The sequence below is a fragment of the Paenibacillus sp. NEAU-GSW1 genome (assembly GCF_009737085.1).
Lineage (GTDB): Bacteria > Bacillota > Bacilli > Paenibacillales > Paenibacillaceae > Pristimantibacillus.
The window spans coordinates 58222-74396 of sequence record NZ_WOVL01000013.1; the positions used below are offsets into that span (position 1 = coordinate 58222).

At 52.5% G+C, this 16175-nt stretch carries 14 protein-coding genes; 13 read left to right on the forward strand and 1 reads right to left on the reverse strand.

All coding sequences use genetic code 11. From position 1 onward, the window contains the following. Window positions 1-45: 45 nt before the first annotated feature. The gene (locus tag GOM71_RS12065) at window positions 46-270 is read left to right on the forward strand and encodes a hypothetical protein (RefSeq protein ID WP_156281367.1); all 225 of its coding nucleotides are present in this window, start codon (window positions 46-48) and stop codon (window positions 268-270) included. Between the two features lie 120 nt (window positions 271-390). Here GOM71_RS12065 and GOM71_RS12070 read toward each other — a convergent pair whose 3' ends face one another. Next, complete coding sequence (locus GOM71_RS12070) at window positions 391-726, reverse strand: hypothetical protein (protein ID WP_156281369.1); 336 nt, start codon at window positions 724-726, stop codon at window positions 391-393. 188 nt (window positions 727-914) lie between these two features. On the opposite strand from GOM71_RS12070, the gene addB reads away from it, so the two are divergent. From addB to GOM71_RS12130, 12 genes are all read left to right on the forward strand, one after another. Continuing rightward, entirely contained in the window at window positions 915-4481 is a 3567-nt protein-coding gene (gene addB, locus GOM71_RS12075; RefSeq protein ID WP_156281371.1) for a helicase-exonuclease AddAB subunit AddB, read from the forward strand. Further along, window positions 4453-8361 (forward strand): helicase-exonuclease AddAB subunit AddA, encoded by a 3909-nt coding sequence (gene addA, locus GOM71_RS12080; RefSeq protein ID WP_156281373.1) that lies wholly within the window; start codon window positions 4453-4455, stop codon window positions 8359-8361. Before addB ends, addA begins: the two co-directional genes overlap by 29 nt. 2 nt (window positions 8362-8363) lie before the next feature. Further along, window positions 8364-8975 carry a hypothetical protein gene (locus GOM71_RS12085; RefSeq protein WP_216651748.1) on the forward strand — a complete coding sequence of 204 codons (612 nt, stop codon included), beginning with the start codon at window positions 8364-8366 and terminating at the stop codon, window positions 8973-8975. 241 nt (window positions 8976-9216) lie between these two features. Further along, entirely contained in the window at window positions 9217-9561 is a 345-nt protein-coding gene (locus GOM71_RS12090; protein WP_156281377.1) for a histidine triad nucleotide-binding protein, read from the forward strand. Between the two features lie 117 nt (window positions 9562-9678). Next, window positions 9679-9852 carry a 30S ribosomal protein S21 gene (gene rpsU, locus GOM71_RS12095; protein WP_005547957.1) on the forward strand — a complete coding sequence of 58 codons (174 nt, stop codon included), beginning with the start codon at window positions 9679-9681 and terminating at the stop codon, window positions 9850-9852. A 15-nt stretch (window positions 9853-9867) separates the two neighbouring features. Next, window positions 9868-10311, forward strand: a complete 444-nt coding sequence (locus GOM71_RS12100) for a GatB/YqeY domain-containing protein (RefSeq protein ID WP_156281379.1) — start codon at window positions 9868-9870, stop codon at window positions 10309-10311. 155 nt (window positions 10312-10466) lie between these two features. Continuing rightward, on the forward strand, window positions 10467-11855 hold the full coding sequence (locus GOM71_RS12105) for an NfeD family protein (RefSeq protein ID WP_253944815.1): 1389 nt from the start codon (window positions 10467-10469) through the stop codon (window positions 11853-11855). A 40-nt stretch (window positions 11856-11895) separates the two neighbouring features. Then, window positions 11896-12894 (forward strand): flotillin-like protein FloA, encoded by a 999-nt coding sequence (floA, locus tag GOM71_RS12110; protein WP_156281381.1) that lies wholly within the window; start codon window positions 11896-11898, stop codon window positions 12892-12894. A gap of 61 nt (window positions 12895-12955) precedes the next feature. After that, on the forward strand, window positions 12956-13453 hold the full coding sequence (locus GOM71_RS12115) for a hypothetical protein (RefSeq protein WP_156281383.1): 498 nt from the start codon (window positions 12956-12958) through the stop codon (window positions 13451-13453). 180 nt (window positions 13454-13633) lie between these two features. After that, window positions 13634-13912, forward strand: coding sequence for a sporulation protein YqfC (gene yqfC, locus GOM71_RS12120; RefSeq protein ID WP_156281385.1), 279 nt, complete (start codon window positions 13634-13636; stop codon window positions 13910-13912). Window positions 13913-14002: 90 nt separating this feature from the next. After that, the gene (yqfD, locus tag GOM71_RS12125; protein ID WP_156281387.1) at window positions 14003-15196 is read left to right on the forward strand and encodes a sporulation protein YqfD; all 1194 of its coding nucleotides are present in this window, start codon (window positions 14003-14005) and stop codon (window positions 15194-15196) included. Between the two features lie 6 nt (window positions 15197-15202). Further along, window positions 15203-16174, forward strand: a complete 972-nt coding sequence (locus GOM71_RS12130; RefSeq protein ID WP_156281389.1) for a PhoH family protein — start codon at window positions 15203-15205, stop codon at window positions 16172-16174. Window position 16175 lies beyond the last annotated feature (1 nt).

Sequence of the window (16175 nt, forward strand, 5' to 3'; positions counted from 1 at the left end):
TACTACATGGGGCAACTGGAAAATGTAAGAAAGGAGGCGGTCGGGATGGAAATGATGAGCATGAAGATGATGATGACGATGGGCATGGAAGAAATGATGTGCAAGATGAACTGTATGAAGATGATGATGGACAATATGATGGAAATGAAACAAATGGACATGATGATGGATATGGACATGGACAAAATGATGATGAACATGCAGCAATGCGACGAAATGATGACAGCGATGATGAGCATGATGCGTGACATGAAACAAACCGCTATGTAATGACATCAGGATCTTCGAGTGGAGCTCAAAGTCACTCATTGTCCGGCGTGTAACTTACATAACGGCCTTATTAGAAATGATGATGTCCGGCAGAGCGGTCGACCGCATGCGGGATTTTTTTTATTGCCCAATTTCCTCTTTCAATTGCTTGCTGAGATCAATTCTTTGCAATTTCAGCGCCCAAACTTCCTCTTTCAACGCCTCAATTTCTCGTTCGTCGTTGGACGTTCGCAGTTGGTTGTACAGCTCCAGCATTTTAGAATTGATTCGGTCGAATTGCCGCCATAATTGATCGGCTTTTAACATGAGCGCTAATTGTTTCGTGTGCTGCTCTTTATTTTTCAGCAGCGCAATGATCTCGTTTTGCCATTCGATATCGCCTATTTGCTTTGCATAGTGCAGCAGTTCGAGGTGGTCGTCGATCCACCGTTGTTCAATCGCTGTCGTCGAGATCATAGTACGCAGCTCCTATCCGTTATGTCTTATATACCTAGTATTATACTTGGAATTGACGGAATTACAATAGGGTAAATATTCTTTTTTTCAAAAAATACCTAGAACGTATGTTTGTTTCGTGAGTGAAAATACGACATTGGTATGTTACAATCATAGATTATGAGATTGATTCGGGGAGGAAGCTGCACATGGCATTAAGGTTCGTTCTTGGTCGATCTGGATCCGGCAAGACTTCCTATTGTTTAGACGCCATTCGCGCAAGATTGCGGGAGCAGCCTGACGGCTCGCCGCTCATCATGCTCGTGCCGGAGCAGGCGACGTTCCAAACGGAATATGCGCTGCTTAAAGGGAGCGGTTTGAACGGTTCGATTCGGGCGCAAGCGCTGAGCTTCCGCAGGCTCGCGTTCCGCGTCATGCAGGAGACAGGCGGAACGGCGCTTGTGCCGATCGGCGATAACGGAAAGCATATGCTGCTCTACAAAATCGTTCATCGGTTCGGCAAGCAGCTTGAGCTGTTTCAGAGCGGGGCCGAGCAGCCTGGCTTTATCGAGCGGCTTGGCGAGCTGCTTACGGAGTGGAAGAGATATGGGATCGGTCCGGAACAGTTGGATGCTGTGCTTGAGGGACAAGCTGCGGGCTCAAGCACGTCGCTGCTTGGACGCAAGCTGCATGATTTGAAGCTTGTGTATGGACAGCTGGAGCAGGAACTGTCCGGCTTATATATCGATTCGGAAGATTATTTGGACCGTCTTGCCGCCGGATATGCGCACTCGCCTGCGATGCGCGGAACGGAGCTTTGGATCGACGGCTTCCATGGCTTCACGCCGAAAGAATACGAGGCGCTGGCTGCGTTGATCGCATCATCCGCCCAGGTAACTGTGGCGCTGACGCTTGACCGCGCGTACGAGCGGGATGAAAAGCCGCATGAATTGGAGCTGTTCCACCCTACAGCGGAAACGTATGGCAAACTGGTTGCCCTCGCCGCTGAGGCAGGAGCGGAAGTGCTGGAGCCAATTGTTCTGAACGGCAGGTCTGGGCAAGCGTCAACGCGATTCAGCGCGAGTCCGATGCTCGCGCATTTGGAACGGCATTACGGCGAACGCGTCCCTATGGCGCTGCCTGACAAAAACATGCTTATTGCGGAGAATCCGTCCTGCGGAATTTCCTTGCATGCCGCAGCTAACCGCAGAGCCGAAGTCGAGGCGGTCGCGCGAGACATTGTGAGGCGCGCACGGGAAGAGCGGCTGCGCTGGCGGGATATGGCGGTTATGGTGCGAAACTCGGCCGATTATAACGATTATATCGAATCTATATTTGCCGATTATGAGATTCCTTATTTTCTCGATCAGAAGGCAAGCGCGGTCCATCATCCCCTTGTTGAATTTATCCGCTCCGCGCTGGAGACCGTTCTTCATGGCTGGCGATACGAAGCGGTTTTCCGCTGCATAAAGACAGAGCTTCTTTTCCCGATCGACGGCAGCTTGCCGCGCGAGCGGTTTGATCTTCTGGAAAATTATGTGCTGGCCATCGGCATTGACGGGTGGAAATGGCTTGATCGTAAAAGCTGGCGGCCGTTCGTTACGGCGTCGCTGGAAGATGACGCCGCCGCTGCGGCTGAGCCGAGTGAGCGGGCGCTTCGGGAGCTGAATGCGGTGCTGGAGGCGCGCGAGTCGATAGTGCCGCCGCTGCGCCGTTTCGAACAAGCGTTGAAGAAGGCGCCGGATGTGAAAGCGATGTGCGAGGCGCTGTACCGGCTTCTTGATCGTTCTGATGCGGCTGACAGGCTGGAGCGCTGGAGCATGGCGGACAGCACGGCAGGACGAACGCAGAAAGCGCGGGCGCATCGACAGCTGTGGGACAGCGTCATGAATTTGCTCGACCAGCTGGTCGAAATGGCGGGAGACGAAGCAATGTCTCCGGAAATTTTCGCAGGGATGGTCGAGACCGGTCTGGAAAGCTTGAAGCTTGCCGCCGTGCCGCCAGCATTGGACCAAACGCTCGTTGGCAGCATGGATCGGACACGTTCGGGAGATGTGCAGATTTGTTATGTGCTCGGCGCGAATGACGGCGTAATGCCGAAGCGTATTCAAGAGGACGGCGTTTTAACGGAGCAGGAGAGAGACCGGCTGTCAGAGGAAGGTCTCACAATGGCGCCTAGCGTCAAGCGAAGGCTGCTGGACGAACGCTTTATTATTTATAACGCGCTGACTACGGCTAGCCGCCACTTATGGATTAGCTGGTCAGGCGCTGACGAAGAGGGCAAAAGCCTGCTGCCTTCCGAGGTTGTTCGGCAGGTCAAGCAGCTGTTTCCGGGGCTTGCGGTTTGCAGCGCCGCTGGCGAACCGTCGCCGTCGATGCCGGTCGAAGAGCAGCGGGCATACATTGCACATCCCGAGCGGAGTCTCTCCTATCTGGTAACTGAGCTGCGCTCGTGGCGGCAAGGTGCGGAAATCGCGCCATTCTGGTGGGATCTGTACAATTGGTATGCGATCCGGCCCGAATGGCAGCATAAGCTGGGGCGGTTAACGGCTTCGCTTGATTATGTCAATCAGGAAATGTCTTTATCGATTGATACGGCTAGAGAGCTGTACGGCGAACATTTAAAGGCCAGCGTGTCGCGGATGGAACGGTTCGTTTCTTGTCCGTTCCAGCATTTTGCCATTCACGGCTTAAAGCTTCGTGAACGCCAGCTTTACCGGCTGGAGGCGCCGGACGTTGGCCAGCTGTTTCACGCTGCTTTAAGCAAGCTGGCAGGCGGGCTGGGGCAACGCTTTGGATCGATGCCGCCGGCGGATATTCGCGCTGCTGCAGGCCAAACGGTCGATGAGCTGGCGCCTCGATTGCAATCGCAAATATTGCTAAGCAGCGGAAGATTTCAATATATTGCCCGCAAACTGAAAGAGATTGTCGCGCAAGCCGCCGTCATTCTAGGCGAGCATGCGCGGCGCGCCGATTTCCAGCCAGTCGGGCTGGAGGTTGATTTCGGCCCGGGAGGGACGCTGCCTTCGCTTGTCATACCGCTTGCAGGCGATCGCACAATGGAAATCATCGGGCGGATCGATCGCGTTGACGCTGCAGAGACGGAGAACGGATTGCTGTTAAGAGTGCTCGATTACAAATCGAGCGCTACGCAGCTCCGTTTGGAGGAAGTGGCGCACGGACTTTCGCTGCAGATGCTCACTTATCTGGATGTGCTCGTTACACACGCATCTGAATGGCTCGGCCAGCAAGCGTCACCGGCAGGCGTATTATATTTTCATGTCCATAATCCGCTGCTGGCTGTATCCAACAGCATTACAGGCAAAGAGGCGAACGATAAGCTGCTGAAACGGTTTAAGCTTCGCGGACTTATTACGGCGGAGGCGGAGACGGCACGATTAATGGATAACGAGCTGGAGACCGGCTATTCGGAGCTGCTGCCTGTCGCCTTGAAAAGAGACGGAGGCTTCTACAGCAGCTCTTCGGTCGTTAACGAACAGCAATGGGATACGCTGCGCGGTTCGGTACGCCGCACCATTGCACGAATCGGCAACGATATCGGCTGCGGCAAGGTGTCGATAGAGCCCTATCGTCTCGGAACGAAATCGCCTTGCCAATTTTGCGATTATAAGCCGGTATGCCATTTCGATCCGCTATTCGAGGGCAATGAATATGTAAAACTGGGCAAAGGCTCAGACGAGGAAATTTGGCGGCAGCTTGAAGGGAAGGAGGCGGGGAGCGGTGCAGATGAAGAAGAACGCGGAAATGCCGGCTAAGCCGGAGAACAGCAATTGGACGGATGATCAATGGAAAGCCATCGTGGCCGAAGGCTCTAATATTCTGGTTGCGGCAGCGGCTGGATCGGGCAAAACAGCCGTTCTGGTCGAACGCATCATACGTAAAATATCGTCTTCCGTCGATGTCGACAGACTGCTTGTAGCTACATTTACCAAGGCTGCGGCTGCGGAAATGAAAGACCGCATTCGGATTGCGCTGGAGAAAGAGCTTGAACGCCAGCCGGATTCCGAGCATTTACGCCGGCAGCTGGCGCTAATGAACCGGGCGTCGATAACGACCTTGCACTCCTTCTGTCTTGATGTCATTCGCCGATACTATCCGCTGATCGGCTTGGATCCGGGTTTCCGCATCGCGAATGAGACCGAGAGCGAGTTAATGCGAATTGACGTGCTCGATCAGCTGTTTGAGGAGAAATACGAGAATGCCGGAGACGAAGGCGCTTTCCTGCGTCTTGCCGACCGGTTTGGCGGCGAGCGGGGCGATGAGCCTCTGTATCGTCTCGTTCAGCAGCTATACGACTTTGCGCAAAGCCATCCGTGGCCCGCATATTGGCTGCGGGAAACGGCGGGGCGGTTCAATGTCCCTGATGCCGAAGCGTTAAGCGGAAGCGATTGGATAGCCAGTCTTAGGACGGATATCGAGCTTGCGCTAAACGGTGCGGAAGCATTGCTGCATCAAGCGCTGCAATTGACGAAATTGCCCGCGGGCCCCGCGCCGTATGCCGCAAGCTTTGATGAAGATTTGGCGCTCGTCCATTCGCTTTCCGCAACGGTTCGAACGACAGGCTGGGAGCATTGGTTTGAGCCGTTTCAATCGGCGCAATTCGGCAAGCTAAAGGCGATGCGAGGAGACGAGTACGACAAATCGCTACAAGAGCAGGCCAAAGAATTGAGGGAACAAGTCAAAAAGCTGATCGGATCGTTGTCAAGCGAGCTGTTTGGCCGACCGGCCGAACAATTCGCGGAGGAGCTCCGGGAATTGGCGCCGCTGATGGCGGCGTTAGCCGAGCTGGTCATTGCTTTCGGCGAGCGGTATGAAACGGCAAAACGGGCAAAGGGACTGCTGGATTTCGGCGACTTGGAGCACTATTGCTTGCGGATTTTGCGCGATCCGTCCTCTACGCCGGAGCTGTCGCAGCCTTCTGCCGCAGCGCTTGAATATAGACGGCAATTCGATGAAATATTGCTCGACGAGTATCAGGACACGAACATGGTTCAGGAAGCGATCGTAACGCTGATTGCGAACAACGAGAATGGCAATCGATTTATGGTCGGCGACGTGAAACAGAGCATTTACCGGTTCCGGCTTGCCGAGCCGGGATTGTTCATGCACAAATACCGCACATACGGCACGGACGGGGAAGATGGGCTTCGCATCGACCTGGCGAGAAACTTCCGCAGCCGCCGGGAAGTCGTTGACGGCGTAAACGATGTGTTTCGCGGTATTATGCGCGAGACGGTTGCCGAAATGAACTATGATGAGCGGGCCGAGCTCGTATGCGGAGCGGCTTATCCTGAACCGGGCAAGCTGGCGAACCCTTTTGAGATAGAGCTTGCCGTTATTAATAAGACAGCGGCTTCAGCCGCCGATCTGGAGTCTAATGAGTCGTCGGCTGCCGAAGAAGAAGAGCTTGAAGAAGGCGAGAGCCGCCAAGCCGATTCAGCTGCCGATTTACAGACCGCTCAATTGGAAGCAAGATGGATCGCCCTTCAAATCCGCAAGCTGCTTGATGAAGGGTTTCGGGTCTATGACGGCAAACGGCGGGAAACTAGGCCGATGGAATGGCGGGATATCGTCATTTTGTTGCGGGCGACGCAGGCTTGGGCGCCGATTATTATCGAGGAGCTGCAAGCGAGCGGCATTCCGGCGTATGCAGAGCTAAGCAGCGGTTATTTTGACGCGACGGAGGTCGAGACAGTGCTGTCGCTGCTTCGGGTCATCGACAACCCGTACCAGGATATTCCGCTTGCCGGCACGCTTCGTTCACCGCTATTTGGCCTTGGTGCCGAGGAGCTTGCACGAATACGGATACATGCCTCGAAGGCGACCTACTACGATGCCGTTCAGCAGGCATCTATTAATGTGCTGCTGCCTGAAGAGACGCGGAGAAAGCTCATTTTATTTCTTGATCGTTTGGAGCGGTGGCGCGAGGAGGCGAGGCAAGGCGCGCTCGCTGATTTGATCGGAAGCATTTACAAAACGTCCGGTTATTACGATTTCGTCGGAGGGCTTCCGGGCGGGATGCAGCGTCAAGCAAATTTACGGGCGCTGCACGACCGCGCACGGCAGTATGAAGCGACTTCCTTTCGAGGATTATTTCGATTTCTTCGATTTATTGAACGGATGCGCGACAGCGGAGGCGATTTGGGAACGGCTCGGGCGCTCGGCGAACAAGAGGACGTTGTCCGCATCATGTCGATCCATAAGAGCAAAGGGTTGGAGTTTCCGGTCGTATTCGTTGCAGGACTAGGCAAAGGTTTCAATCAGCAGGACTTGCGGGCTTCCTTTCTTAAACATAAGCAATTGGGCTTCGGGCCGAAATTTATCGATCCCGAAATGCGGATCAGCTATCCGACGCTTCCTTATCTCGCCATCCGCCGCAGAATGAAAATGGAGATGCTGGCGGAGGAAATGCGCATTTTGTATGTGGCGTTAACGCGGCCGAAAGAGAAAATGTTTATGGTCGGCACGGTGCGCGATGCGGAAACCAAGCTGCAGAGATGGAGCTCTTCGGCGGATTGGAATGGCGGGCTTCCCGACTATCGAATCGCATCCGCTTCGACTTTTCTGGATTGGCTCGGTCCTCTGGCGGCAGCAAGGTTCCGCGAGCAACAGGAAGAGCCAATTGCCGACCTGAACGGCGGAGAGGCACAAGCTTTTCGTTGGCGGGCGGGCGTTATGGAGGCCGCTCTGTTCGGGGCCGATGCAGCAGCCGGCCTTGCCGATCCCGGGCTTGAGGATACAAGCCGCTTGCTTCGCTTGCAAGGCGTCCTTGCGCTTGCGCAGCTTGAGGAAGTAGACAGCGACGCTGAGCTTCGCAGCAGGCTGGAATGGACGTATAGCTATGCTTCAGCGTCGCGAATTCCGGCGAAAACCTCCGTAACAGAAATGAAGCGGCTTCATGCTGAAGCTTTCCAAATGGATGATGCGGCTAAAGCGGCTTTTACAGACGAAGCCGCTGACGGTGAAACGTCCAGCAGCACGCAGTCCGGCGAAAACGCGGTACAGCTTGCGCTATTCGATATGCCTGACACGGTGCAACCGTCAGCGGCGGCTAAATCTTCGGCAGGGAATTTTCGACTTCGGCGTCCGCGATTCATGGAGGAACAAAAGCTGACGGCCGCTGAAAAAGGTACTGTAAGCCATCTGCTTATGCAGCATATACCGCTTGACGGCGGCGAGATTGACGAAAGCCGGATTGCAAATACGCTCGCGGCGATGAAAGAACGCAAGCTGCTTACCGAACGGCAGTCCGAGACGATTGATCAAGCGGCGGCCGCATCGTTTTTCAAAAGCGGTATTGGCCGTCGCTTGCTGGCGGCAAGCTGGGTACAGCGAGAGGTGCCCTTTAGCAGCATGGTTCCTGCAGGGCGCGTATATCCTGAAGCGATTGAGGCATTGGACGAGCCGATCCTCATTCAAGGCGTTATCGATTGTTTATTTGAGGATGAGAACGGGATCGTTCTGTTGGATTATAAGACTGACCGGATCTATATGAAGCAATGGGAGAAGGCGGCCGAACGTCATCGGTTTCAGCTGGAGCTGTACGCCGAGGCGATTGAAGCGGTGTTGAAACGGCCAATCGCCGAATGTCATGTATTCTTTTTTGACGGCGGCCAGTCTGTTAGACTTAAATAATGATGAAGATGAAAGGCGTGGAGAAAATGGAGGATCAACAAGCGGGCAAACGTACGCTTACGCTGCCGATAACGCTCGTTTTGCTCGTATTCAGTCTGATTGGAAATGTATTCTTGTTCTCGCAATATTTGCAAGGGAAGCAAGATGAGCAGCTTCGGACAGGGCAGCATATCATCGAGACCGCGCAGCAGGCAGCCGCAAATTATAATGCATTGATTAATGAAGCGGCCGTTATGCTTGAGCTGAATGAGAAAGGCGTATACACCGACAAGCTTCAACAGGCAACAGGGGCAGCCGGACTCGACGGAGCCGGCGCCGCTGCCTTTATAGCGGAAGCGAAGTCGATTAAAGGCGAAGCTGCTGAAAATCATGCAACCGCCTATTTCGCTGAAATACGAAAGACGCTCGATGCGCTGCACGGACGGAAGGAACCGTACACAGAAGCGGATAAGCAAAGTTTGACCGCGCTTCGGCAATCGTTGGAATCGCAAGCCGCCATTATTGCCGAGTTTGATTTTGATGCGGCGGAGAGCAGAAGCTCTACGCTGCAAATCGCAACTGGCATCGGTTGGCTGGAACTGGCTGACCAGCTCGAAACTGAAATGAGCAAGTAAGCGGACTTAGCGAGTTGGAAGTAGCCGAATGACTATTTATGCATACAATATACTAATCACGAGGCTGACGGCCGCGGAGCTTCGAATCCGTTTTGCATTGAGCGTCCAATCTGGCGGCCTGAGGCAGCTAATCCTGCCAATCCAGGCCGCGGCTGTCCGCCGCCGCTTGAAAGCGTGCGGACAAGTCCTTTATAATACAGGAATGGATATGAAATAAGTAACAAAGGAGGAAGCGGCAAATATGGATTGTATTTTTTGTAAAATTATCGAAGGCTCGATTCCTTCGACAAAAGTTTATGAAACGGACAGCGTTCTGGCGTTTAAAGATATTCAGCCCGCGGCTCCCGTACATACTTTGATTATTCCGAAAAAGCACATACCGACGATGAACGACGTAACAGCCGAGGACGGTCCTGTCATAGCAGAACTGTTCGAAGCGGCGCGGGAAATCGCGAAACAAGAAGGCATTGCGGAAGCCGGATATCGTCTGATTAATAACGTTAACAGCGATGGAGGCCAAGTGGTGTACCATCTGCATATCCACCTTTTGGGCGGTGAAAAGCTCGGCGCGCTGCTGCCGAAATAATACTAATGGACCGACTGAATAACGCGAGTTGACCTACACTTTGTTTTCACATATAATGAAGTTTGATAAACCGTGTTTAATGCTCTGGACGGTCTGTTTCGGAGGGAGGGAAAACTGGTGTCTGAAACTAAAGTTCGCAAAAACGAAACTATCGATGCTGCGCTTCGCCGCTTTAAACGTTCCATCGCTAAAGATGGCGTTTTGGCTGAGGTGAAAAAACGCAAGCATTATGAAAAGCCAAGTGTAAAGCGCAAGAAAAAGTCCGAGGCTGCGCGTAAGAGAAAGTTTTAGGAGGATCTATTCACAATGAACCTGAGCGAACGATTGAACGACGATATGAAGCAAGCTATGAAAAATCAGGACAAGTTCAGACTGTCAACGATTCGCATGATTCGTGCGGCTGTTAAAAACTTGGAGATTGATTTGAAGCGTCCTCTCGAGGATAGCGAAGTGCTTGATATTCTGGGTCGTGAAGTCAAACAACGTAAAGATTCCCTCCAAGAATTTAGCAAAGCCGGCCGTGATGATCTGGTTGCAGATCTTACAGCAGAAATTGAAATTATTAGTCAATACCTTCCCGATCAGTTGACCGAAGAAGAGATAAAAGCGATTGTACAGCAGACCATCCAGGAACTCGGTGCTTCTTCCAAAGCCGAGATGGGAAAAGTTATGGGTGCACTTTTGCCGAAAACGAAAGGGCGCGCAGACGGTAAACTAGTAAATCAATATGTACAACAATTTCTGCAATAACATATGTTCGGACGAAAACACCCCAAAATTGGGGTGTTTTTTTTGATTTATCGCTTGTAAAACGATACGCAAACGCCTATGCTTGGCATGTATTGAAACGAAACAGGAATATTGTTCGTATTAGCAACTAATGATGAACAAAGGGGGCTTAGCTTTTGATTTATCAATTAATCAAGCAGCGCAGGCGAGCTTTGCGAGTGATGCCTCTGCTGCTGTTCGCCGCCATTTTGTGCAGTGCAGCAACAGCTTGGATAGCCGGACCAGATCCAGCGCGTGCGGCATCGCCTTCTACAGTCGGCACGGCGGTCTTTGTGGTTCCTGTAAAACAATCCGTGGAGTCAGGTTTGAAAGCGTTTTTGGAGCGGGCGTACAAAGAGGCGGAAGAGGCTAGAGCCGAGCGAGTCATTCTGGTTGTCAATACGTTTGGCGGCCAGGTCACTAGTGCGGAAGAGATCGGCGAGCTCATTCGAGGCAGCAGCGTTCCGACAACCGCATTTGTCGAAAGCAAAGCCGTATCTGCGGGAACCTACATTGCGCTTAGCGCGAATCAAATTGTGATGCAGCCGCACAGCACGATCGGTTCAGCCGCTGTAGTCAACGGATCGGGAGATTTGATTGATAATCCGAAAATCATTTCGCATTGGGTAAGCGCAATGAGCGAAGCGGCTAAAATGAATGGCCGCAATCCAGACATTGCGGCAGCGATGGTTGATGCCAGCATTGCGATCAGTTTGCCGGATATCGGAAGAGAGAAAGCAAAAGGCCAAATTTTGTCCTTATCGGCTGATGAAGCGATTAAGCTCGGTTATGCGGAGCATCAAGCGGCTTCTGTAGAAGAGATATTGCAATGGCTTGGCCTGGAAAACCGCACGATCATCGACTTTAAGCCTTCGCTAGCCGAAAATATTGCAAGATGGCTGGTTAATCCGATCGTTATGACCGCGCTTCTGGTGCTGGGCATCGCTGGCATTGCCATAGAAATGATCATACCGGGTTTTGGCGTTCCCGGCGTTGTCGGCATTGTGTCGTTCGGTTTGTATTTTTTTGGACATTACGTTGCTGGATTTGCCGGAATGGAATCGGTCGTCCTATTCGTGCTGGGCATAGCTTTTCTCATCATCGAATTGTTTGTGCCAAGCTTCGGTATATTGGGCATACTTGGCAGTGCTTCGTTAATCGCAGGAGTGGTTACCGCAGCGCCAGATCCTATGACTGCATTCCTTTCGCTTGTCGTCGCGCTGGTCATTTCGATCATCGTTTTATACTTCGTCGTACGCAAATATAAAACCAGAGGCATATGGAATAAATTTATTTTGCGGGAGAAACTGACGACGGAGGACGGATTCGTATCGGCCGACAGCAAGGACGATTTGCTGGGGCTTAACGGCACCGCGCTAACGACGCTGCGTCCGGCAGGGACGGCACAAATCGGCGATCGGAAAATCGATGTGGTGACTTCTGGAGAATTTATTAGTGCCGGTCGTCCGATTAAAGTAGTAAAAACAGAAGGAACATGGGTTGTTGTCGAAGAATGTAAAGAGTAGGCAGCAAGCCCCACATCACTTTTAGGAGGTTTTATCATCTATGGGATTGGATCCGGTTGTTATGGTTTTAATTATCGCGGTAGCTGCGGTAATCGTACTATCTGTCTTTTTTAGCTTTTTCCCGGTTATGCTGTGGATTTCGGCGCTGGCTTCGGGCGTGCGTATCGGAATTATTACGCTCGTTGCTATGCGTTTGCGGCGCGTCGTTCCAAGCCGCATTGTCAATCCGCTGATTAAAGCGACAAAAGCGGGATTAGGGCTTAATATTAACCAGCTGGAAAGCCACTTCCTGGCGGGCGGCAACGTTGACCGTGTCGTTAACGCTTTGATCGCTGCGCAGCGCGCTAACATTCCGCTCGTGTTCGAACGCGCAGCGGCGATCGATTTGGCAGGCCGCGATGTGCTGCAAGCGGTACAAATGAGCGTTAACCCGCGCGTTATCGAAACGCCGATTGTTGCGGCAGTTGCGAAAGACGGCATTGAAGTAAAAGTTAAAGCGCGCGTTACGGTACGTGCAAATATCGAACGTCTTGTCGGCGGCGCCGGCGAGGAAACGATCATTGCCCGCGTAGGCGAAGGCATTGTAACGACAGTAGGCTCGTCCGGTTCGCATAAAGACGTGCTTGAAAACCCGGATTTGATTTCCCGCACCGTACTTGGCAAAGGTCTGGACGCCGGCACAGCGTTTGAAATCTTATCGATTGACATTGCGGACGTTGACGTTGGCAAGAACATCGGCGCAAATTTGCAGACAGAACAAGCCGAGGCGGACAAACGGATCGCTCAGGCGAAAGCCGAAGAACGCCGGGCAATGGCCGTTGCACAGGAGCAGGAGATGAAAGCGAAAGTCGTCGAAATGCGCGCAAAAGTTGTCGAATCCGAATCGCAAGTGCCTTTGGCGATGGCTGAGGCGCTGAAAAGCGGAAAAATCGGAGTCATGGACTATATGAATTTGAAAAATATCGAAGCGGATACGCAAATGCGCAGCTCGATCGGCAAGCCGGATGCGCCTTCCAATGAGCCGAAAAGCGAAATTTAATACGCAAGGGCGGCAATAACGGAAGGCAAGTGCTCGTTCCAGAGCTGGAGGTGTTAAGCATTTGGAAGATTTAATCGGATTTCTATTGAACAATATTTATTTGGTTGTAATCGTCGGCGGGGTGCTGCTGTCGCTTTATCGGAAAGCGAACGGGAATCGTGCAGCAAATCCGAAGATGCCTAACTTCGGCGGCGGCAGCAATATGCCTAACCAAACGAATGGGCACTGGGATGACGAGGAGGAGCGCGATCACAGGCCGATTGCGTTCCCTGAGCCTCAACAGCAGCATCGGCCCTTGCAAAAACACGGGCATACGCAGCAAAATGCTGACCGGCCAGGTTTCGGCAACGAGCCGGCTCGCAAAAAGGAGTCGGCTGCGAACCGGCAGGCTGCGCAGCGGCGTTTTCCGGCACAGGCTTCTGCAACGGATGCGGGTAAGGACGCAAAGACGACCGCTGCAGGCTCACCGTTGTTTGCAGAAACCGATGAGCTGCGCAAAGCGATCATTTATGCGGAAGTGCTTGGTCCGCCGCGATCGAAGCGGCCGTATAGGAAGTAACAGTACAGTTGTTATAAAGCATCAGCAAGCGCATTTATATGCCTTGCTGATGCTTTTTTTTTGCGCGCATTGCTGTCTGCGCAATTTGCCCTGTTTGCCTCATATTTGCGATAACCGCCGCATACGTTGAAAGGTAAGAGTATGCATTCGCTGCCGCCAAAGGGGGACAGTAGACCGACTATGGGACGAATAAATCGAAAGTTGCGCAAGTGGACCGCTGATGTATTGGATTTGCCCCAGGACGTCGTATACGATTTGCCGCGGCTGACGATGATAGGCGACCGCCAGCTCTACATAGAGAATCATCGCGGCGTCATTCATTTTTCCAGCGACAAACTTAAGCTAGCGCTTAGCAAGGGCGAGCTGGAAGTGACGGGCTCTTCGCTTGTTATACGGACAATATGGACAGAAGAGGTTTTTATTGAAGGGTTAATAAAAAGCATTGAAGTGCGGGAGTAGCGCAAGTTTTGCGAAGCAATTTTGCTTCGCAAAACGAAGCGGGCGCCAATGGCGAGTTAATACTTGCGCAAAACTTTTAGGAGGGATCAAATGGACGGGCAATGGCTGCAGTGGGTAAGGGGAGTTGTAACGGTGCAAGTCCGGGGCGGCGAGCCTGAGCGGCTGGTCAATCGGGCGCTGGAGGGAGGGCTGCAGCTTGCGTCCATTTTATGGACAAGCGGCGGCAAGCTTCAGTTTGAGCTGTCAGTAGACGACTATTTCAAGCTTCGCAAGCATTTAAAAGAGACAGGCTGTCGGGCGCACGTAACGAAGAGGAAAGGCTTGCCGTTCTGGCTTGTCAAAGTTGAAAAGAGAAAGCTGTTCGTCACCGGCATCGCCTTGTTCTTCGCAGGCGTTTATTTGCTGTCCTCTCTTGTCTGGACGATCGAAGTAAAAGGCAATGTGAAATTGACCGAAGAGCAAATTTTTGCGGCGGCAAAGCAAGAGGGCTTATTCCCTATGCAATGGTCGTTCCGGCTTCAGGATGCCGACGTGCTGTCCAAAAAGCTAGTGACCAAGCTGCCTGGCGCGACATGGATCGGCGTTGAGAAGAAAGGGGCTAAAGTCATTATTCAAGTCGTTGAAACGACAGAGCCCGAGCGGGAAAATTTGAACAATCCGCGTCACCTTGTAGCATCCGTCGATGCGGTTGTGACACAAATTTACGCAGAAAAGGGCCGGGCGGTCGTTAAAAAAAATATGAAGGTGAAACAAGGCCAGACGCTAATATCCGGCACGATCGGAGGCGGCGCCTATACGCAGACGGTTGTTGCAAAAGGCGAGGTCAGAGGGCTGGTCTGGTACGAATTCGACATCGCCTCCCCGCTGACGCAGCAAGTAAAGGCATATACCGGGGAGAAGAAGACGAAATGGTATGCGATGATCGGCGGACGCGCGCTTCAGGTTAGCGGCTTCGGCAAAAATCCGTTCGATTCATTCGAGACGGTTGTCTATGAAGAACAAGCGGCTTGGCGGCAATGGAAACTTCCATTCGGTCGTCTGAAAAAAACGACGATGGAGGTTCGGACGGACGAGCGCAATTTGACGGAGGAGGAAGCCAAGAGCGCGGGAATGCAGCGCGCGAAGGCGGATGCGATGCTTCAGGCCGGTCCCGATGCGGTAATCCGCAACGAAATTGTTTTGCATGAAAAGACGGACAATGGTAAAGTTTATATGAAAGTTCTTTTTGAAGTCGAGCAATCGATTGTGAAAGAAATGCCCCTAGTCCAGATGCAAGGAGAATGAGGTTGTTTGCAGAGTGAGACGAGAACAGTCAAAATTCCGCTCCTGAACGCAGCGGAGGGACTGGCCGTATTCGGTCCCCAAGATAAGTATTTGAAGCTTGTGGAGCAGCAAATGGAGGCTTCCATATCGTCCCGCGAAGCGGAGATCGTAATTACCGGCGAGAAGCAAGAGGTGGAATCGCTGGAGCAGCTGTTTAACGTATTGCTGCAGCTTTTCAGAGGCGGCTATAATCCGTCTGAGCGGGACATCGTCTATGCGCTCGATTTGGCCCGCACCATGCAGGCTGAGGAACTGCTGGACCTGTTCAAGGCGGAGATTACGAGCACGTACCGAGGCAAGCCGATTCGGGTCAAAACGATTGGCCAGCGTCATTACGTGAAAACGATTAAAAAGCAAGATGTCGTATTCGGCATCGGGCCTGCAGGCACAGGCAAGACGTACTTGGCTGTTGTGCTTGCCGTTGCGGCGCTTAAGGAAGGCTCCGTTAAACGCATTCTTTTAACTCGTCCGGCCGTTGAGGCTGGGGAGAATCTCGGTTTTTTGCCGGGAGATTTGCAAGAAAAGGTAGACCCTTATTTGCGTCCGCTTTATGATGCGCTTCACGATGTGCTTGGTCCGGATCAAACCGCCAAGGCGTTCGAGCGAGGCACGATCGAAATTGCTCCGCTTGCATATATGCGCGGACGGACGCTCGATGATTCTTTTATTATTTTGGACGAGGCGCAGAACACGACGCCCGAGCAGATGAAAATGTTTTTGACGCGGCTTGGCTTCGGTTCGAAAATGGTCATTACCGGCGACGTGACGCAAATCGATTTGCCTCGCGGCAAAAGCTCCGGTCTGATCGAAGCGCAGCGTATTTTAAGCAATATCGAAGAAATCGGCTTTATCTTTTTCTCCGAGCAAGATGTCGTTCGCCATTCCTTGGTCCAGAAAATCATAGTTGCTTACAACTGGGACGCTGAAAACAAAGCATAGA

What these genes read in the sequence shown, in the direction of transcription:
- GOM71_RS12065 (WP_156281367.1), top strand. Translation starts at nt 46, where the DNA reads ATGGAAATGATGAGCATGAAGATGATGATGACGATGGGCATGGAAGAA.
- GOM71_RS12070 (WP_156281369.1), bottom strand. Translation starts at nt 726, where the DNA reads ATGATCTCGACGACAGCGATTGAACAACGGTGGATCGACGACCACCTC.
- addB (WP_156281371.1), top strand. Translation starts at nt 915, where the DNA reads ATGGCATTAAGGTTCGTTCTTGGTCGATCTGGATCCGGCAAGACTTCC.
- addA (WP_156281373.1), top strand. Translation starts at nt 4,453, where the DNA reads ATGAAGAAGAACGCGGAAATGCCGGCTAAGCCGGAGAACAGCAATTGG.
- GOM71_RS12085 (WP_216651748.1), top strand. Translation starts at nt 8,364, where the DNA reads ATGAAGATGAAAGGCGTGGAGAAAATGGAGGATCAACAAGCGGGCAAA.
- GOM71_RS12090 (WP_156281377.1), top strand. Translation starts at nt 9,217, where the DNA reads ATGGATTGTATTTTTTGTAAAATTATCGAAGGCTCGATTCCTTCGACA.
- GOM71_RS12100 (WP_156281379.1), top strand. Translation starts at nt 9,868, where the DNA reads ATGAACCTGAGCGAACGATTGAACGACGATATGAAGCAAGCTATGAAA.
- floA (WP_156281381.1), top strand. Translation starts at nt 11,896, where the DNA reads ATGGGATTGGATCCGGTTGTTATGGTTTTAATTATCGCGGTAGCTGCG.
- yqfC (WP_156281385.1), top strand. Translation starts at nt 13,634, where the DNA reads ATGGGACGAATAAATCGAAAGTTGCGCAAGTGGACCGCTGATGTATTG.
- yqfD (WP_156281387.1), top strand. Translation starts at nt 14,003, where the DNA reads ATGGACGGGCAATGGCTGCAGTGGGTAAGGGGAGTTGTAACGGTGCAA.